Annotated in this window: 16 protein-coding genes; 7 read left to right on the forward strand and 9 right to left on the reverse strand. The window is 72.6% G+C overall.

Annotated elements, in window-relative coordinates; genetic code table 11:
* Positions 1-14: 14 nt before the first annotated feature.
* On the forward strand, positions 15-806 hold the full coding sequence (locus ACH4NX_RS23720; RefSeq protein ID WP_398129865.1) for a hypothetical protein: 792 nt from the start codon (positions 15-17) through the stop codon (positions 804-806).
* A gap of 180 nt (positions 807-986) precedes the next feature.
* On the opposite strand, the gene ACH4NX_RS23725 is transcribed toward ACH4NX_RS23720, so the two are convergent.
* Positions 987-3,410 carry a helix-hairpin-helix domain-containing protein gene (locus ACH4NX_RS23725; RefSeq protein ID WP_398128437.1) on the reverse strand — a complete coding sequence of 808 codons (2,424 nt, stop codon included), beginning with the start codon at positions 3,408-3,410 and terminating at the stop codon, positions 987-989.
* Complete coding sequence (locus tag ACH4NX_RS23730) at positions 3,407-4,393, reverse strand: aldo/keto reductase (RefSeq protein WP_351397072.1); 987 nt, start codon at positions 4,391-4,393, stop codon at positions 3,407-3,409. The genes ACH4NX_RS23725 and ACH4NX_RS23730 overlap by 4 nt, the downstream gene beginning before the upstream one ends.
* 112 nt (positions 4,394-4,505) lie before the next feature.
* Between ACH4NX_RS23730 and ACH4NX_RS23735 the strand changes: the two genes are divergently transcribed.
* Both ACH4NX_RS23735 and ACH4NX_RS23740 read left to right on the forward strand, forming a co-directional pair.
* Entirely contained in the window at positions 4,506-5,561 is a 1,056-nt protein-coding gene (locus ACH4NX_RS23735; protein ID WP_351397069.1) for an LLM class F420-dependent oxidoreductase, read from the forward strand.
* Between the two features lie 259 nt (positions 5,562-5,820).
* Positions 5,821-6,609 (forward strand): ferritin-like domain-containing protein, encoded by a 789-nt coding sequence (locus ACH4NX_RS23740; RefSeq protein ID WP_351397066.1) that lies wholly within the window; start codon positions 5,821-5,823, stop codon positions 6,607-6,609.
* A gap of 47 nt (positions 6,610-6,656) precedes the next feature.
* Here the strand turns inward: ACH4NX_RS23740 and corA are convergent, their stop codons facing one another.
* Complete coding sequence (gene corA, locus ACH4NX_RS23745) at positions 6,657-7,652, reverse strand: magnesium/cobalt transporter CorA (RefSeq protein WP_351397063.1); 996 nt, start codon at positions 7,650-7,652, stop codon at positions 6,657-6,659.
* Positions 7,653-7,713: 61 nt separating this feature from the next.
* Here corA and ACH4NX_RS23750 point away from each other — a divergent pair, with 61 nt between their 5' ends.
* From ACH4NX_RS23750 to mshC, 4 genes are all read left to right on the forward strand, one after another.
* Positions 7,714-8,400, forward strand: coding sequence for a histidine phosphatase family protein (locus ACH4NX_RS23750; RefSeq protein WP_345591384.1), 687 nt, complete (start codon positions 7,714-7,716; stop codon positions 8,398-8,400).
* Between the two features lie 88 nt (positions 8,401-8,488).
* Positions 8,489-9,079 carry a DUF3090 domain-containing protein gene (locus ACH4NX_RS23755; protein ID WP_398128436.1) on the forward strand — a complete coding sequence of 197 codons (591 nt, stop codon included), beginning with the start codon at positions 8,489-8,491 and terminating at the stop codon, positions 9,077-9,079.
* Complete coding sequence (locus ACH4NX_RS23760) at positions 9,043-9,873, forward strand: SCO1664 family protein (protein WP_351397056.1); 831 nt, start codon at positions 9,043-9,045, stop codon at positions 9,871-9,873. Before ACH4NX_RS23755 ends, ACH4NX_RS23760 begins: the two co-directional genes overlap by 37 nt.
* Positions 9,874-10,049: 176 nt before the next feature.
* On the forward strand, positions 10,050-11,279 hold the full coding sequence (gene mshC, locus ACH4NX_RS23765) for a cysteine--1-D-myo-inosityl 2-amino-2-deoxy-alpha-D-glucopyranoside ligase (RefSeq protein WP_398128435.1): 1,230 nt from the start codon (positions 10,050-10,052) through the stop codon (positions 11,277-11,279).
* A 77-nt stretch (positions 11,280-11,356) separates the two neighbouring features.
* On the opposite strand, the gene parJ is transcribed toward mshC, so the two are convergent.
* The 6 genes from parJ to ACH4NX_RS23795 form a co-directional block, all read right to left on the reverse strand.
* Positions 11,357-12,367, reverse strand: coding sequence for a filament polymerization regulator ParJ (gene parJ, locus ACH4NX_RS23770; RefSeq protein WP_351397050.1), 1,011 nt, complete (start codon positions 12,365-12,367; stop codon positions 11,357-11,359).
* A 162-nt stretch (positions 12,368-12,529) separates the two neighbouring features.
* The gene (locus ACH4NX_RS23775) at positions 12,530-13,201 is read right to left on the reverse strand and encodes a FadR/GntR family transcriptional regulator (protein ID WP_351397048.1); all 672 of its coding nucleotides are present in this window, start codon (positions 13,199-13,201) and stop codon (positions 12,530-12,532) included.
* Positions 13,202-13,349: 148 nt separating this feature from the next.
* Entirely contained in the window at positions 13,350-14,966 is a 1,617-nt protein-coding gene (locus ACH4NX_RS23780) for an FAD-dependent oxidoreductase (RefSeq protein WP_398128434.1), read from the reverse strand.
* An 8-nt stretch (positions 14,967-14,974) separates the two neighbouring features.
* Entirely contained in the window at positions 14,975-16,513 is a 1,539-nt protein-coding gene (gene glpK, locus ACH4NX_RS23785) for a glycerol kinase GlpK (RefSeq protein WP_351397042.1), read from the reverse strand.
* Positions 16,514-16,598: 85 nt separating this feature from the next.
* On the reverse strand, positions 16,599-17,393 hold the full coding sequence (locus ACH4NX_RS23790; RefSeq protein ID WP_398128433.1) for an MIP/aquaporin family protein: 795 nt from the start codon (positions 17,391-17,393) through the stop codon (positions 16,599-16,601).
* Positions 17,394-17,779: 386 nt separating this feature from the next.
* Positions 17,780-18,544, reverse strand: coding sequence for an IclR family transcriptional regulator (locus ACH4NX_RS23795; protein ID WP_351397036.1), 765 nt, complete (start codon positions 18,542-18,544; stop codon positions 17,780-17,782).
* Positions 18,545-19,126: the final 582 nt, after the last annotated feature.

A 19,126-nucleotide genomic window follows, 5' to 3' on the forward strand; every position in this document is an offset into this window, starting at 1 on the left:
ATAGCGTCTGCACTATGTCTGATGCTGCGCAGCCCACCGCTGCCGAGGTACGCGCCGCCGCCGAGGCGGTCAAGACCGCGCTCGACCGCCACCTGGCCGCGGTCGAACGCCGGTCGGGGGAGGACGACCCGGCCGTCTACGACGCGTTCAACCAGCTGGCCGCGGCCGCGGAGGCGTACGACGAACTGCTCTACGACCGTTACGACGAGGTCACTCCCTTCGAGATTCCCGGCGCGGACGACTCGCTGCCGCCGTACACGGGCCCCGATGAACCCAACGCGCTGAGCGTCCTGATCCGCCGCGACTACGCCGTGGCCGAGCCGCAGCGGCTGATGGTCCAGGCCCGGCGGGTCGAGGCGGCGGACGACGAGGGGGCGGGCATCGAGGCCTCCGGCACGGTTCACGGTGCGCTCGGCCTGCTGTTCGGCGAGTTCGAGGCGGACGAGATCGCTTCCCGGCACAAGGAGTTCGGTCTGGAGGAGGGCGACTCCACGCTCTGGGTGACGGCCGCGGACGAGGCCGCCGAACCCGGCGAGTGGCTGGAGGCACCCTTCGAACAGGCCGATCCGCAACGGGTGGTCTGCCGCTTCGACGTCAGCGCCGTGTTCGACGACGAGTTCGACGACGGCCTCGAGGACGACGAGGACGACGACGAGGCCGGCGCCGGTGACGTGGAGGAGCTGGAGGAACTGGAGGAGTTGGAGGAGCTGGAGGAAGACCTAGACACGGATCTGGACGAGGACGTTGACGAGGACGACGACCGGGACGAGGACGGGGAGCCGGTGCGGCCGGAGGCGAATCGCTGAGCGGTGCCGGTGAGCGGCGGTTCGGTGTGTGGCGTAGCTGAGCGGCGGCGTTCGGACCGGCAGGTCGACAGGCACGGCGGCGGGGGGGGGGGGGGGGGGGGGGGGGGGGGCCCCCCCCCCCCCCCCCCCCCCCCCCGTCTCCCCGGGTGTCCGGGGCGGGCTACGGGGTGCGGCCCGAGGTCAGTCGGCCACCGGGACCTGCGGCGCCAGCAGCACCGGCAACCGGGTCGTGCGTGGCTTCGCCGGGATCTCGGCCACGGCACGGGGCAGCGCCTGCTCCACGCCGTGCACCACGGACAGATGGCGCGCGGCCCGGCCGAACGCCGTGTAGACCCAGGGGCGGCTGAGGGTCTGCGCGGCGTCGCCGGGCAGGACCACCACCACCGCGGGCCACCGGCCGCCCGCCGCCTGATGGGCGGTCAGCGCCCACCCGTGGCGTACGGACTGCTCCACGCGCTCCTTCGGTACGACGACGGCCCCGCCCGCGCACGACAGGTGCAGCCCGTCGGCGTCGGCCTTCACCACCCGGCCCGGCAGCGTACGGCCCGGCGCGGGGGAGTGGACGACACGGTCGCCGGGGTCGAAGCCGCCGAAGCGGCCGGGGCCCGGGTTCAGCCGCTCCTTCAGTGCCGCGTTGAGTACCCGGGTGCCCGCGGCGCCGCCGTGGCCCGTGGTGATCACCTGGGTCTCCTCTGCGGGGACCCCGATCGCGCGCGGCACCGAGTCCGCGACGAGCTGGACGGTGCGATGCACCGCCTCACCGGCGTCCCGCACCGGCACGATCACGACCTCCTTGCCGGGGGCCTCCACCTGGCCCAGCTCGCCGATGCCGATGCCGGAGACCAGTTCGCCGAGCGGGCCGGGGTCCGGACGCCGCGAGGCGATCTGCGGGCAGACCCGCGCCGCCAGCAGATCGGCGAAGACCCGCCCGGGGCCCACGGACCACAGCACCGCCGGGTCCCCCGCGAGCACCAGGCGAGCCCCGTCCGGCAGCGACTCCGCCAGCAGGGCGCCCGCCTCGACGTCCAGCTGCGGCGCGTCGAGCACGACGAGCAGGTCGAGGTCCAGCGCACCGTCCGCGTCCCGGCCCGGCCCCTCGGCCCCGGTCAGCAGCCCGGTCAAGGTGGCGACGCCGGAGGGACCCGCCGGTACGGCCCCGTCATCGTCAGGGGAGGTGGAGACCCGCCCCGAGCCGTCCGGGGCTGAGAGGTCCGGGGCCGTGGAGTCCGGGGCCGTGGAGGCCGCTGGGCGGGTGCCGGACGAGGGGTCGCCCAGCAGGGCGGCGAAGCGGTCGCGGCCGAGGGGACCGGGCGCGGCGGCCCAGGCGCGCAGGCCAAGGGCGTGCGCGGCGTGCAGCAGGGCCGCCGGTTCGGCCAGGGCACTCTCCCCGCCGGTGTGCAGGACCAGCCCGTGCTCCGCGACGGCACGGATCAGGTCGGCGGCGGAGCCTCGCGCGCCGGCGGCGGCCTGCTCCCAGTCCGCCGCCGAACCGTCCTGCTTCGGTGCCGAGCCGACCAGCCGGGCCAGACCGTCGGCGAGGCTCTCCTCGGCGAGCGCGTACCGCTCCAGACCGACCAGGACGCGGACCGGGCGCTCCTCGCCCTCGTCCGTGCCCTCCGTGTCCTGCGCACCCTCCGTCCCGCCGGACGCGTCCGGCGCGTTGGCCGGGCGGACGCCGGTCTCCTCCAGCGCGTCCTGGAAGGCCAGCGCCTCGCCCTCGGCGAGCGTGCTCTGTACGGCGGCGTCGGGGTCCGGGACGCCCCGCTGGGCCAGCGTGGCCGTGAGCCGCGACAGCTCCAGGGCCGTGTGACCGGCCAGGGCCGCCTGCTCCAGCAGCCACACCGTGATCGCACGGCCGCGGCGCTCGTCGTCCGGGCCGCACGCCGTGCCGAGAAGCGCCCGCGCGAACCCGTCGGCCTGCTCCGGCCGCACCCCGCCGACGCGGAGCAGCTGCCAGGGGTCCGCCCGCAGTGCTTCCTGGGCGCCCTCGCCGAGGAGCGCGGCGGTCTGCGGAGCGAGTGCCTCGGGGGCGCCGCCCTCGGTCAGTACCCGCCGCACGGCCTCGACGGTCTCCGGCGCGGGTCCCGCGGGCCCGGTGACCGTCCCGGCCGGCACCGGCTGTGGCTGTCGTACCGGCTCCGGGGCGGGGCGGCGCGGTGCGGGGGTGGGGTCACCGAAGACCGTGGCCGCGGGCTTCTCGCCGCTCTCCACGGCCCGCACGGCGGCGAGCAGATCGGCCGCCGTGCCGCTGAGCTTGGTCCCGGCGCCGATCGGCGCCTGCTTCTCGGCCTTCCGCCGCTCGATCCGCTCCCGCACGAGCCGCTGGGCGGCCAGCTCGGCCTCGGCCTCGGACACCTGTCCCGCCGCACCGTCGCCGTCGGCGCCGTCACCGCCTGCCTGTCCGCCCTCCCCGGCGGCGGCCTCCCCGGTGGCGGCCCCGGCGACGGCGGCCTCGGCGCCGGGAGCCCGGTCGTCGGCCGGCACCCCGTCCTCGGCGGCGTCCGGCTCGGCCTCGTTCGCGGTGCCCGGGGTCTGAGGCCCGGCGTCCACGGCGTCCACGGCGTCCGCGGTGTCCTCAGAGGCGGGCTCGGGCTCCGTGCTCACAGCGTGCTCCAGTCGTGATCGGGATAGCGGTGCACGGGCGCCGACACGTCGTCGAGAGCCCGGCAGATCTCGTCAGGAAGACTAAGGGTCTCCACTGACAACGCCGCCGTGAGCTGCCGCGCGTTGCGCGCGCCGACGACCGGGGCCACCACGCCGGGCCGGTCGCGGACCCAGGCCAGCGCCACCTGGAGCGGGGTCACCGCGAGCCCGTCCGCCGCTGTCGCCACCGCGTCCACGATGTGGCCGGCCGTGTCGTCGAGGTAGGGCGCGACGAACGGGGCCAGGTGCTCGGAGGCGCCGCGCGAGTCCGACGGCGTCGCCTCCTCGCGGTACTTGCCGGTGAGGACGCCGCGGCCCAGCGGCGAAGAGGGCAGCAGACCGATCCCCAGGTCGAGGGCGGCCGGCAGCACCTCGCGCTCGATGCCGCGCTGGAGCAGCGAGTACTCCATCTGCGTGCTCGCCAGCCGGTTCCGCACGCCCGGCGCCGCCAGCTGCCAGGTCGCGGCCTTGGCCAGCTGCCAGCCGCAGAAGTTGGAGGCCCCCGCGTACCGGGCACGGCCGCTGCTCACCGCCACGTCGAGGGCGTGCAGGGTCTCCTCCAGCGGCGTGTGCGGGTCGAAGGCGTGCAGATGCCACACGTCGACGTGGTCCGTGCCGAGGCGGGCCAGCGAGGCGTCCAGCGCGGAGAGCAGATGGGCGCGCGAACCGTCGAAGCGGCGGTCGGGATCCGGCACGCTGCCGGCCTTCGTCGAGATCACCAGGTCCCGGCGCGGCACCAGACGCTCCATGAGCCGCCCGAGCAGGTACTCGGACTCCCCGTCGCCGTACACGTCCGCCGTGTCGACGAGGGTCCCGCCCGCTTCCCAGAAGGTCTTCAAGAGGTCCGCGGCGTCGTGCTCGTCCGTGTCCCGGCCCCAGGTCAGGGTGCCGAGACCGATGCGGGACACGCGCAGGCCGGTGCGGCCGAGATGCCTCTGCTCCATGAACGCCGACATTACTGGCCACGGCTTGCGCTGTGGGGGCCTGTGGACAACCGGGTTCCCACGCTAAGGTCGGGGCACCAGAGACGTTACTGATCAGTAAGGGGAATCGGCCATGCAGCTCGGGATCAACCTCGGCTACTGGGGTGCCGGAATGGACGCGGACAACCTGGCCGTCGCCCAGGAGGCCGACCGCCTCGGTTACGCCGTGTGCTGGGCCGCCGAGGCCTACGGCTCCGACGCCGCCACCGTGCTCACCTGGGTCGCCGCCCAGACCGAGCGCATCGACGTGGGTTCGGCCATCTTCCAGATCCCGGCCCGCCAGCCCGCGATGACCGCGATGACGGCCGCCACGCTGGACTCCCTCTCGAAGGGCCGTTTCCGCCTCGGCCTCGGCGTCTCCGGCCCGCAGGTCTCCGAGGGCTGGTACGGCGTCAAGTTCGACAAGCCGCTCGCCCGCACCCGCGAGTACGTCGAGATCGTGCGCAAGGCGATGACCCGCGAGCGGCTGTCGTACGAGGGACAGCACTGGACGCTGCCGCTGCCCGGCGGCCCCGGCAAGCCGATCAAGCTGACCGTGCACCCGCAGCGCGAGCACATCCCGCTCTACGTCGCCGCGATCGGCCCGAAGAACCTCGAACAGACCGGTGAGATCGCCGACGGCGCCCTGCTCATCTTCCCGTCCGCCGACCACCTGGAGGACACCGCGATCCGGCACCTGCGCGCCGGACGCGAGAAGGCCGGGAAGACCCTCGACGGCTTCGACGTCTGCCCGACCCTGCCGCTGGCCCTCGGCGAAGACAAGGACGTCACGACGCTCGCCGACACCTTCCGGCCCTACACCGCGCTCTACGTCGGCGGCATGGGCAGCCGCAAGCAGAACTTCTACAACCAGCTGGCCCAGCGCATGGGGTACGAGGCGGAGGCCGCCGAGATCCAGGACAAGTACCTGTCCGGCGACAAGCAGGGCGCCGGCGCCGCCGTACCGCACGACCTGATCGACCGGACGACGCTGCTCGGTTCCGTCGACCGGATCGCGGACCGGATGAAGGCCTACGCCGCCGCCGGTGTCACCACGCTGACGCTCGCCCCCGCGGGCTTCACGCTCGACGAGCGGATCGCCGCGCTCCGCGCCGGCACCGAAGCCCTCGAGCGCGCCGGACTGGCCTAGGGGGCCTGTCTGGGGGCCCGGTAGCTTTCTGCGGCCGTGGTGGGGGCTCGGGGGGTCTTCCCCGCCACGGCCGTCACGGAGAACAACGCTCCCGCGCGCGAGTGGTTACGCCTCCTCGTGTCCCCGCCCGTCCTTCTTCTGGCTGAGTTGGCCGCCGCACCTGTTGCCGAGCCCCCTCTCCCGCACTTGACTCGTACTTCGCGAAGTACGCGGAGTACGCGGACCCGCGAAACCCCGCGGAGGCAGAGAGGTGCCAGCGATGCTTTCGGCCAAGAGTCTGTTCCAGGAGATCCTCGACAACGACGAGTCGTTCCGTCTCTTCTGCTCCATCGCGGCCGGCGGCGAGTCGCAGGGCGGCTGGGAGAACGCGCGCATCGCGGCGCTGGTTCCGGAGAGCGAGCGCGCCCTCGCCCCCAAGATCACCCGGCACGGCGCGGACGAGGACAAGCACGGACGGATCTTCAACGCCCTGCTGAAGAAGCGCGGTCTCGACCCCGTGGAGGTGCCCCCCGAGACCGACTACACCATGCTCCTGGAGCGGCGCGGCATCGGTCTCTCCCACGAGAGGCTCCAGGCGGACCAGCCCCTCACGGTCCGGGACATCATCACCTACCTCGCGCACAGCAGGGTCACCGAGCAGCGCGCGGCCGAACAGATGGCGATGCTCCTCAAGTACTTCGCGGACCACCCGGACCTGGGCCGGGCCGTCCGGATGATCTCGGCCGACGAGGACAACCACCTCGCCTACTCCCACGAGGAACTGCTGCGCTACGCCGCGGCCGGGCACGGCCGGTACATCCGGCGGACGCTGCGCGAGTGCGCGCTCGCCGAGATCCGCGTCCACCGCGACGTCAGCCTCGCGGTGATGGCCCGCATGGGGCGCCTCCTGGGCTGGTCACGCACCAGGTCGGCGACGCTCGCGGCGGGCATCCACGCGATGTACGCCTACGAGCGACTGGCCGGCCGGCGCCGCATGGTCACCCTGCGGCCACCGCGACGGCGCGACGCCCTCGGCGGACCCGCCGCCGCGGCCCCCGAGGTCGCCTGACGACGCCGGCCCCTCCCGCGGATCCGCGGCCGGCCCCGTTGGCCGGTCTACAGCCAGCCCCGGCGCTTGAACAGCCGGAACAACAGCACCTCCAGAGCGGCCATCACCACGATCACCGCCGGGTAGCCCCACTCCCAGTGCAGCTCCGGCATGTGGTCGAAGTTCATGCCGTAGACCCCCGCGAGCATCGTGGGTACCGCCGCCATGGCCGCCCACGCGGAGATCTTCCGCATGTCGTCGTTCTGCCGGACGCCGGTCTGAGCCAGGTGGGCCGAAAGGATGTCGGAGACCAGCCGGTCCAGGCCCTCCACCGACTCGTTCACCCGCGTGAGGTGGTCGCTCACGTCACGGAAGAACGGCCGCGCCCGGTCGTCCACGAACGGCACGCCGGCGCCGAACGCCCCCGTACCGGCCAGCCGGGCCAGCGGCGGCGCCAGCGGACCCGTCGCCCGGCGGAACTCCAGGACCTGCCGCTTGAAGGTGTAGATCCGGGACGCGGTGTGCCGGGAGCCGCCACCGTCCGGCGAGAAGACCTCCGCCTCCAGCTCCTCCAGGTCGTTCTGCAGCTCGACCGCCACCTCCAGGTAGTGGTCGACGGCGGCGTCCGCTATCGCGTACAGCACCGCGGTGGGCCCGTTGCCGAGCAGTTCGGGCTCGTGCTCCAGACGCTGTCGTACGGCCTTCAGCGGGGCGCCCTCGCCGTGCCGGACGACCACCACGAACGCGTCGCCCAGGAAGATCATGAGCTCGCCGGTGGAGACGGCGTCGCTCTCCGGCTCGTACACCACCGGCTTGAGGACGGCGAAGAGCGAGTCCTCGTACACCTCCAGTTTGGGCCGCTGGTGGGCCTTGAGCGCGTCCTCCACCGCCAGCGGGTGCAGCCCGAACTCCTGGGTGACCAGGTCGAACTCCTCCTCCGTCGGCTCGTGCAGCCCGATCCAGACGAAGGCGCCGGCGGTCCGCGCCTCGCCGAGCGCGTCGGAGAGGTCCTCGGGCCCGTCCGTGCGGCGCCCGTCCCGGTAGATGGCACAGTCGACGATCACCGAACGCATTCTCCCCTCACCCCGGTGCCCGCGCACCGCGCCGTATGCCTACCCTGTGCGCATGCCCACGCTGATCCTGGTCAGGCACGGACGTTCCACCGCCAACACCGAGGGGCTGCTCGCCGGCTGGACGCCCGGCGTCGCCCTCGACGAACGCGGGGCCGCACAGGCCGCCGCGCTGCCCGGCCGGCTCGCCGCCCTGCCGCTCTCCGAGGTCGTCACCAGCCCGCTGCAGCGCTGCCAGGAGACGATCCGCCCCCTGCTCGACGCCCGGCCCGAGCTGAAGGCGCACACCGACGAACGGATCGGAGAGTGCCACTACGGCGACTGGTCCGGCCGCAAGCTCGCCGAACTGGCGGACGAGCCCTTGATGGAGGTGGTCCAGGCGCACCCCTCCGCCGCGGCGTTCCCCGGCGGCGAGTCGATGCGCGCGATGCAGACCCGCGCCGCCGAGGCGGTACGCGAGTGGAACGCGCGCGTGGAGCGCGACCACGGCCCCGACGCCGTCTACCTGATGTGCTCCCACGGCGACATCATCAAGTCCCTCGTCGCGGAGGCCCTCGGCCTGCATCTCGACCTCTTCCAGCGGATCTCCGTCGAGCCCTGCTCCGTCACCGCGATCCGCTACACCCGGTTGCGCCCCTTCCTGGTCCGTCTCGGCGACACCGGAGACTTCGCCTCCCTGGCCCCGCACGAGGAGCCCCCGGGCGACCGGGCCCCGGTCGGTGGTGGTGCGGGCGCACCGTGATCGTCGGCCGCAGTAGGGTGAGGCGGTCGCAGCAGTGCCCCCGCATTCCCGCTTTCGCCGCTTCCCCCGACTTCCATGGAGACAGGACGTGTCCCGTCAGGTGTTCCTCTACGACCAACCGGAACGTTTCGTGGCCGGTACGGTCGGGCTGCCCGGGCGCCGTACGTTCTTCCTCCAGGCCACCGCAGGCTCCCGGGTGACCAGCGTGGCCTTGGAGAAGACCCAGGTCGCCGCCCTCGCCGAGCGCATGGACGAACTCCTCGACGAGGTCGTACGGCGCAGCGGCGGCAGCACCGTCGTCCCCGCCATGGCTCCCACCGAGCCCGCCGACACCGCCCCGCTGGAAGCCCCCGTCGAGGAGGAGTTCAGGGTCGGCACCATGGCGCTGGCCTGGGACGGCGAGGACCAGCGCATGATCGTCGAGGCGCAGGCACTCGTGGAGCTGGAGGCCGAGTCCGAGGAGGACATGGCGGAGGCCGAGGAGCGGCTGCTCCAGGACGAGGAGAACGGCCCCCCGATGCTGCGGGTGCGGCTCACCGGCGCGCAGGCCAGGGCCTTCGCCAAGCGCGCCCTCGACGTCGTCAACGCCGGGCGGCCGCCGTGCCCGCTGTGCAGCCTCCCGCTCGACCCGGAAGGACACGTATGTCCGCGCCAGAACGGATACCGCCGCGGAGCGTGACCACCGACGTGGCGGCCGCCGAGTTGCTCGCGCTGGGCGAGCTGACCGTACGCGGACGCATCCGCGACGCCTCCAACGCGGCGCTGTACTGCACGGTGACGCACGAGGGACGCGAGGCCGCCTGCATCTACAAGCCGGTCGCCGGGGAGCGGCCCCTGTGGGACTTCCCCGACGGCGACCTCGCCCGGCGCGAGGTCGCCGCCTACGAGGTCTCCGAGGCGACCGGCTGGGGCCTCGTGCCGCCCACCGTGCTGCGCGACGGGCCGTACGGCGAGGGCATGTGCCAGCTGTGGATCGAGACGGCACCGGAGACGGAACTGCTCGCCCTGGTGGAGGACGAGGAGCCCGGCCCCGGCTGGAAGGCGGTCGCCTTCGCCGAGGTCGGCGAGGGCCGCACCGCGCTGCTCGTGCACGCCGACGACGAGCGGCTGCGCCGGCTCGCCGTCCTGGACGCCGTGATCAACAACGCCGACCGCAAGGGAGGCCATCTGCTGCCCTCGGCCGATGAACGGCTGTACGGCATCGACCACGGGGTGACCTTCCACACCGAGAACAAGCTGCGCACCCTGCTGTGGGGCTGGGCGGGCGACCCGCTCACCGGGGACGCCCTGGCGGTGCTCGACGCCCTCAGGCAGGCCCTGACGGACGACGGAGCCCTGGCCGTCCGGCTCGGCCCGCTCATCACCCCGGCCGAGCTCGATGCCACCCGCGCGCGCGTGGAGGCGTTGCTGGCCGCCGGCAAGCACCCCGAACCGAGCGGCGAGTGGCCGGCCATCCCCTGGCCGCCGGTGTAGCCACCCGGTGTCGCCCGGCCGGTACGACGGCCGGTGCAGCCAGTACGGCCGCATGCGGCGCCAGTACGGCGGGCCGGTGGTCCTGCACAGCGGGCGGTGCCGCGCAAGAGCGCCTTACCGGCCATCCGGACCGGTCCGGTTCGTGTACGGAACATCCGTCCGGTTAGGCTCATGACATGCATGCCTGGCCCGCTTCCGAGGTCCCCGCCCTGCCTGGTCAGGGCCGCGACCTGAGGATCCACGACACCGCGACCGGAGGCCTGGTCACTCTCGACCCCGGTCCCGTCGCCCGTATCTATGTCTGCGGCATCACGCCGTACGACGCCACCCACATGGGACACGCGGCGACCTACAACGCGTTCGATCTCGTGCAGCGCGTGTGGCTCGACACCAAGCGGCAGGTTCACTACGTCCAGAACGTCACCGACGTGGACGACCCGCTGCTGGAGCGGGCCGTGCGCGACGGCGTCGACTGGACCGCCCTCGCCGAGAAGGAGACCGCCCTCTTCCGCGAGGACATGACGGCGCTGCGGATGCTGCCGCCGCGGCACTACATAGGCGCCGTGGAGGCCATACCCGGCATCGTCCCGCTCGTAGAGCGGCTGCGGGACGGGGGCGCGGCGTACGAGCTCGAGGGCGACACCTACTTCTCCGTGGAGTCCGACCCCCACTTCGGCGGTGTCTCCCACCTCGACGCCGCCGCGATGCGACTGCTCTCCGCCGAGCGGGGCGGCGACCCGGACCGGCCGGGCAAGAAGAACCCGCTCGACCCGATGCTGTGGATGGCGGCCCGGGAGGGCGAGCCCAGCTGGGACGGCGGCTCCCTCGGCCGCGGACGACCCGGCTGGCACATCGAGTGCGTGGCCATCGCCCTCGACCACCTCGGCATGGGCTTCGACGTTCAGGGCGGCGGCTCCGACCTCGCCTTCCCGCACCACGAGATGGGCGCCTCGCACGCCCAGGCGCTCACCGGCGAGTTCCCCATGGCCAAGGCGTACGTCCACGCCGGCATGGTCGGTCTCGACGGCGAGAAGATGTCCAAGTCCAGGGGCAACCTGGTCTTCGTCTCGAAGCTGCGCGGCGAGGGCGTCGATCCGGCCGCCATCCGGCTCACGCTGCTCGCCCACCACTACCGCTCCGACTGGGAGTGGACCGACCAGGTGCTTCAGGACGCCCTCGCCCGGCTGGAGCGCTGGCGGGCGGCCGTCTCCCGGCCCGACGGCCCGTCCGCCGAGGCGCTCGTCGAGGAGATCCGCGAGGCCCTCGCGAACGACCTGGACTCCCCGGCCGCGCTCGACGCCGTCGACCGCTGGGCCGCGCTCCAGCAGGAGAGCGGCGGTACGGACATCGGGGCCCCCGGCGTCGTCTCCCGCGCGGTCGACGCGCTGCTGGGCGTAGCACTGTAGTCAGGGCGGACCACCAACAGGCGAACCACGCGGACAGGGGCCGCTTCCCGGCGGGAAGCGGCCCCTGTCTCGTCGGATCAGTCCTCCGACGACTCCTCGTCGTCCCCACTTGCCTTCGGCGGCCTCGGCGGACGGGCCCGGCCGCTGGGGTTGTCCCGCAGATACGGCGTCCCCGGCGTCCCCGGAGCGCCGTCCGTGCCGTCAGCCGTGGCGTGGCCACCCGGTCCGCCCGTCCCGCCGGGACCGGAGCCGTCCCGGCGCCGCAGGTACCGCTCGAACTCGCGGGCGATCGCCTCGCCCGACGCCTCCGGCAGCTCCGCGGTGTCCCGGGCCTCCTCCAGCGACTGGACGTACTCGGCGACCTCGCTGTCCTCGGCGGCCAGCTGGTCCACCCCCACCTGCCAGGCACGCGCGTCCTCGGGCAGCTCGCCCAGCGGGATGCGCACGCCGATCAGGTCCTCGAGCCGGTTCAGCAGGGCCAGCGTGGCCTTCGGGTTCGGCGGCTGCGACACGTAGTGCGGCACCGCGGCCCACAGCGACACGGCCGGTACGCCCGCGTGCGTGCACGCCTCCTGGAGGATGCCGACGATGCCCGTGGGCCCCTCGTACCTGGTCTCCTCCAGATCCATCCGCCGGGCCAGGTCGGCGTCCGACGTGGTCCCGCTGACCGGGACCGGACGGGTGTGCGGGGTGTCGCCCAGCAGGGCGCCCAGGACGACCACCAGCTCGACGCCCAGCTCGTGGGCGAAGCCGAGCAGCTCGTTGCAGAACGAGCGCCAGCGCATGGACGGCTCGATACCGCGGACCAGCACGAGGTCACGCGGTTTGTCGCCGCCGACCCGGATCACCGACAGTCTCGTCGTCGGCCACGTGATCTTGCGGACGCCCGCCTCCACGAACACCGTGGGACGGTTGACCTGGAAGTCGTAGTAGTCCTCGGCGTCGAGCGCCGCGAACACCTCGCCCTTCCACTCCCTGTCGAGATGCGCGACCGCGGTGGAGGCGGCGTCGCCGGCGTCGTTCCAGCCCTCGAACGCGGCCACCATGACCGGGTCGACCAGCTCGGGAACCCCCTCGAGCTCGATCACCCAGCGCCTCCTTCCGACGTGCCCTCGCGTACCCCCCAACCTTACGGCGTGCCGAGGGGCCGCCCGCAGCCCCCTCGCACGGGGGAGTGAACGCATCACTGCCCCGTTCCCGGCGGCCGGACACCCGCCGCCACCACCGGATCGAGCCGGACCGGAGCCGGATCAGAGGGTGGAGCGCAGCCACTGCTCCACGGACGCGATGTGCACCGTCGCCCAGGAACGCGCCGCCTCCGCGTCCCGGTCGCGCAGCGCGGCGAGGATCGCGCGGTGCTCGCGCAGGGTGCGGCCGACCGCGTCCTCCTGGGTGAGCCCGCGCCAGACACGGGCCCGGGTGGTGGGGCCGGACAGCCCGTCGAGGAGGGAGCAGAGCACCGAGTTGCCGGCGGCCCCCACGATGCCCCGGTGGAATTCCAGATCGGAGGCGACCAGTTCCTCCACCGACGGTTCGGCGCCGAGGGCGTCCAGCCGGGCACCGAGCGCGTCCAGTTCCCGCTCACTGATCCGGGAGGCCGCCATCGCGGTCGCGGCCGGCTCCAGGATGCGGCGTACGGCGAGGAACTCCAGCACCGTGTCGTCGCGGTGGAAGTCGACGACGAAGCCGATGGCCTCCAGCAGGAGCTGCGGATCCAGGCTGGTGACGTAGGTGCCGTCGCCCTGCCGCACGTCCAGGATCCGGATCAGGGACAGGGCGCGTACGGCCTCGCGCAGGGAGTTGCGGGACAGCCCCAGGCCGGCGGCGAGCTCGCTCTCCTTGGGCAGCCGGTCGCCGGGCCGCAGCGCGCCTGAGACGATCATGTCCTTGATCTTCTCGATGGCCTCGTCGGTGACCGCCACGGCCGACCTCCCTGTGCTTCGAAGATGCCACTCAGACATCCGATGTCTCACGACATTATGGGGGTCGGCGCGGCCTGCCAGGCACACGCGCGTGGGGGCGGCGGCTCCATCGGCGCGGGCCGCCGCCCCCACCCGGCCGGGCCGGGTCCTACTTCTTGTCGAGCAGGTCCTGGACCTTGGCGCGGACGTCGTCCGTGGCCAGGCCGCGGATCGTCAGCGTCGTCCGCCGGCGCAGCACGTCGTCCTGCGTCTCGGCCCACTCGTTGTCCCGGGCCCACACGACCTGCGCCCAGATCTCCGGGGCGTCGGGGTGCACCCGCTCGGCCAGCTCCGGGTTGTCGTTGGCCAGGCGCGCGATGTCGAAGGCCAGCGAGCCGTAGTGCGTGGCCAGGTGCCGGGCGGTGTCCGCCGCCATGCGCGGGCCGGGAGCCGGGCCGTCCACCAGCAGCCGGTGGGCCACCGCGCGCGGGTTGGCGACGCCGGGCAGCGGCAGCTTCTTCGGCAGCGAGGCGATCGGCTCGAAGTCGTCGCCCAGCGGATGGCCCGGCAGCGCCTCCAGCTTCTGCATGACGGTGCGGCCGATGTGACGGAAGGTGGTCCACTTGCCGCCCGCGACGGACAGCATGCCTCCCCGGCCCTCGGTGACGACCGTCTCGCGCTTGGCCTTCGCGGTGTCACCGGGACCGCCCGGCAGCACGCGCAGACCCGCGAAGGAGTACGTGATCAGGTCCCGGTCGAGCTGCTGGTCGCGGATGGAGAACGCGGCCTCGTCGAGGATCTGGGCTATGTCCTTGTCGTTGACCGCGACATCCGCCGGGTCGCCCTCGAACTCCTCGTCGGTCGTGCCGAGCAGCAGCATGTCCTCCCAGGGGAGGGCGAAGGTGATCCGGTACTTGTCGATCGGTGTGGCCAGCGCCGCCTTCCAGGGCGCGGTGCGCTTGAGCACCAGGTGCGCGCCCTTGGAGAGGCGGATGGACGGCGCCGCCTTCGGGTTCTCCATGCGGCGCAGGTGGTCGACCCAGGGGCCGGTGGCGTTGAGCACCAGACGGGCGCTGACGCCGAACTCGTCGCCGCTCAGCCGGTCCTTCAGCTCGGCGCCGGTCACCCGGCCCTTGGTGAAGCGCAGGCCGGTGACCTCGGCGTGGTTGAGGACGACCGCGCCCGAATCGACCGCCGCGCGGACGGTCATCAGCGCCATGCGGGCGTCGTTCATCTGGTCGTCGCCGTACACGGCCACGGCCTTGAGGTTGTCGGTGCGCAGCTCCGGCACGTCCTGCGCGGCCTTGGCCGGCGAGAGCAGGTGGCCGACGCCGTCACCGAACGCGGACAGCGCCGAGTACGCGAAGACACCGGCGCCGAGCTTCGCCGCGCCGTGCGGCCCGCCCTTGTACACCGGGAGGTAGAAGGTGAGCGGGTTCGCCAGGTGGGGGGCCACCTGGCGGGAGACCGCACGGCGCTCGAAGTGGTTCTCCGCCACCAGCTTCACCGCGCCGGTCTGCAGGTAGCGCAGTCCGCCGTGGAGCAGCTTGGAGGAGGCGGAGGAGGTGGCACCGGCGAAGTCGCCGGCATCGACCACGGCCACCCTGAGGCCGGACTGCGCGGCGTGCCAGGCGGTGGAGATGCCCAGGATGCCGCCGCCGATCACGAGAAGGTCGTACGACGCCTTGGAGAGCTGCTCCCGGGTCTCGGCCCGGCTCGGGTTCGAGCCGGAGGCCGGGTGCGTCCCCAGGGCAGGCACGGACTGCAGGGTGGACTGAGTGGTCATTGCGGTTCTTACTCCTCGTCCTCGAGCCAGCCCATGGTCCGCTCGACGGCCTTGAGCCAGCTCTTGTACTCACGGTCGCGGATCTCCGCGTCCATGCGGGGGGTCCACTCGGCGGCCCGCCGCCAGTTGGCGCGCAGGTCGTCGGTGCTGTTCCAGAAGCCGACGGCGAGACCGGCGGCGTAGGCGGCGCCGAGGCAGGTGGTCTCGGCGACCATCGGGCGCACCACGGGCGCGTCCACGAAGTCGGCGAGGGTCTGCATCAGCAGGTTGTTGGAGGTCATGCCGCCGTCGACCTTGAGGGCGGTCAGCTCCACACCGGAGTCCTTGGTCATGGCGTCCGCGATCTCCCGCGTCTGCCAGGCGGTGGCCTCCAGCACGGCGCGCGCGAGGTGCGCCTTGGTGACGTACCGGGTGAGGCCGGCGATCACACCGCGGGCGTCGGAGCGCCAGTACGGGGCGAACAGGCCGGAGAAGGCCGGTACGAAGTAGGCGCCGCCGTTGTCCTCGACCTGCATCGCCAGCGTCTCGATCTCGGCGGCGGTGGAGATCAGGCCCATCTGGTCGCGCATCCACTGCACCAGCGAACCGGTGACGGCGATCGAGCCCTCCAGGGCGTAGACCGGCTTCTTGTCGCCGATCTGGTAGCCCACGGTGGTCACCAGGCCGCTGTACGAGTTGATGATCTTGTCGCCGGTGTTCATCAGCATGAAGGTGCCGGTGCCGTAGGTCGACTTGGTCTCGCCCTCGGAGAAGCAGGTCTGGCCGAACAGGGCCGCCTGCTGGTCGCCGAGCGCGGAGGCGACCGGGATGCCGCCGAGCAGCTCGCCGAGGCGGCCGCCGGTGATCTCGCCGTAGACCTCGGCGGAGGAGCGGATCTCGGGGAGCATCCGGGTCGGCACGCCGATGGACTCGGCGATCTTCTCGTCCCACTGCATGGTGTGCAGGTTCATCAGCATGGTGCGGGAGGCGTTGGTGACGTCGGTGACGTGCTTGCCGCCGTTCACCCCGCCGGTCAGGTTCCAGATGACCCAGGTGTCCATGGTGCCGAAGAGCAGGTCGCCCGCCTCGGCGCGCTCGCGCAGACCGTCGACGTTGTCGAGCAGCCAGCGGGCCTTGGGGCCGGCGAAGTAGGAGGCGAGCGGAAGGCCGGTCTCGCGGCGGAAGCGGTCCTGGCCGACGTTGCGGCCCAGCTCCCGGCAGAGTGCGTCGGTGCGGGTGTCCTGCCAGACGATGGCGTTGTGGACGGGCTCACCGGTGTTCTTGTCCCAGACGAGGGTGGTCTCGCGCTGGTTGGTGATGCCGATGGCCTTGATGTCGTCGCGGGTGATGCCGGCCTTCTCGATCGCGGAGGCGACGACCTCCTGGACGTTGGTCCAGATCTCGGTGGCGTCGTGCTCGACCCAGCCCGGCTTGGGGAAGATCTGCTCGTGCTCCTTCTGGTCGACGGAGACGATGCGTCCGTCGCGGTCGAAGACGATGCAGCGCGAGGAGGTCGTGCCCTGGTCGATGGCGGCGATGAAGGGGCCTGCGGTGTGGGCGTCGGTCACGGTGTGCTCCTGGGTTTCCGTGGTGTGGTGGTCGGTGCGTACGGCGCGTGTGCTGTGGCTCGATGATGGCCGAGCGGATGTCCGCTCAGGCGAACGCGACGTTGTAGACACCTCCGGCGATCGCGCCGCCGATCAGCGGACCGACGACCGGGACCCAGGCGTAGGACCAGTCGGAACCGCCCTTGTTGGGCAGGGGCAGCAGGGCGTGCACGATGCGCGGCCCGAGGTCGCGGACCGGGTTGATCGCGTAGCCGGTCGGACCACCGAGGGAGAGGCCGATCGAAACCACCACGAACGCGGTGATCAGGGCGCCCAGGGTGCCGAGGCCGTTGCCCTCGTCGTTCAGGCCCTGGGTGAGGATGGCGAGCAGCAGGACGAAGGTGCCGATGATCTCGGTGGCGAGGTTCTGCACCACGTTCCGGATCTCGGGCCCGGTGGAGAAGACGCCCAGCACCGGGCCGGCGCCCTTCTCCTGGGCCTCGACGGCCTTGGCCGGGGTGTCCCGCGTGCCGGGCGCGCCGACGATCTCCGGGTCGGTCAGGTGGGCCTGGAAGTGGCCGTAGTAGGCGATCCAGACCAGGACCGCGCCGATCATGGCGCCGAGGATCTGACCGGCGAAGTAGGTGGGGACGTTGCCCCACTCGCCGTCCTTGATCGCGATGCCGACCGTCACGGCCGGGTTGAGGTGGGCGCCGGACAGGGGGGTCGAGATGTACGCCCCCGTCATGACGGCGAAGCCCCAGCCGAAGGCGATGGCGAGCCAGCCGGCGTTTCGGGCCTTGGAGGCCTTGAGTGTCACGGCGGCACAGACGCCGCCGCCGAGCAGGATGAGTATGGCGGTACCGATGGTCTCGCCGATGAAGATGTCGGAGCTGGACACCCGCGACTCCTTTGTCCTTCGTCCAGGGAATGCCGAACCCCCGGGTCCCTCCGGGTGTTCCGGCGCCCTCGGTGTGAGAGCGATGGCGGCCCTTGGCGTTGTCACACTCTAACGCGTATTGCCGGTAGGTGTTCGACAATGCCGACCGATGGACGCGAGTCTCGTCCCGGCGTCACGTATGCGTCAAGAGCCCTGTTATCGAAAACACGATCGTTATTGATCGTCGTGGACTATCGATCTTGGGCGCGTGGTCTGGGGCGTGTGGTCCTGGGCGCGTGGAGCTGGGCGCGGTGTGCTCCGCCGGGAACGCCGAAGGCGACGAAGGCCGGAACGCGTTCGGCGTTCCGGCCTTCGTTGTCCCGCACCGTCTCCGCGTGCCCGGCCGGCTAGAACCGCCCGGCGCCCAGGTCCCGCGACACCGCGCGGGCGCAGTCCCGTACCGCCGCGACCAGCTCGGGCCGCAGCTCACCGTCCCGGCCCAGCCGTTCCACGGCCCCGGTGATGCCGACCGCGCCGACCGGCATGCGCCTGCGGTCGTGGATGGGGGCCGCGATGGACGCGATGCCCTCCCAGGTCTCCTCGACGTCGGCCGCGTAGCCACGCGCGCGCGTGATGTCCAGGATGTGCTCGAACCCGTCCGGCTCGCAGACGGTCCGGTCCGTGTACGCCTTGCGGTCGGCCTCCAGCGCCTCGCTGTGCGCGACCGGGTCGTACGCCGACAGCACCTTGCCGAGCGCCGTGGAGTGCAGCGGCTGCATGGCCCCGATCTCCAGCACCTGCCGGCTGTCGTCGGGCCGGAAGACGTGGTGCACGATCAGGACGCCCTGCTGGTGCAGGACGCCGAGGTGGACGCTCTCCCCGCTCGACCGGGCCAGGTCGTCCGTCCACACCAGGGCGCGCGCCCGCAGCTCGTGCACGTCGAGGTACGTCGTGCCCAGGCGCAGCAGCTCCGCGCCCAGCTGGTAGCGCCCGGAGGTGTCGTCCTGCTCGACGAAGCCCTCGTGCTGGAGGGTGCGCAGGATGCCGTGGGCGGTGCCTTTGGCCAGGCCCAGCGACGAGGCGATGTCCGACAGGCCGAGCCGCCGCTCGCCGCCCGCGAGCAGGCGCAGCATCGCGGCCGCCCGTTCGAGCGACTGGATGTTCCGTGCCATCGACGTACTGCCTCCGTCCCCTTCGACTGCCGACCTCGGCGTCGCTGACGTCGTTCGGCAATGCCGAACAATACCGGTCCATGCCGACCTCCCGCTAATGGTCGGCGGGCAACTGTCGCACTTCGGCCACGTCCCGGTGGCCCGGACCGTCCCTCCGGTGGCGGCCGGGGAGGGGCGGACGCCGCCTGCCCCGGGCCCGCTTCCGGGTGGCCGCTCCCGACCCGTGCCCGAATCGTCCCCGGACCCGTCGCCGTCTCGTTTCCGGCCCGTGGCTGTCCCGTCACCGCCTCGTTCCTGGGCCCGTGGCGTCCCGTCCCCGGGGCCGTCATGTCGCCGCGTCCCCGGTCGTTTCCGGTCCGTCCCTGGCTCGTCCCGGCCTCCCCGGGCCGTTTCAGGGGACCGTTTCGGGGCCGAAAGGTCACCCCTTCGGCGGGCATCCGCCCCCGCCGCACTAGTCCGTCTCGTGGACGCCTCGACCATCACTCCCCGGTCCCGGCTACCCTGGCGGCGTGCGTTCTCCCCCGGACGTTCCCCGCGGACGGCACCGGGCAGCGCAAAGCCGACAGCCGTCGCATCCTAGGG

Origin of the sequence: Streptomyces sp. NPDC017225, assembly GCF_044331465.1 — a bacterium.
Classification (GTDB): Bacteria; Actinomycetota; Actinomycetes; order Streptomycetales; family Streptomycetaceae; genus Streptomyces.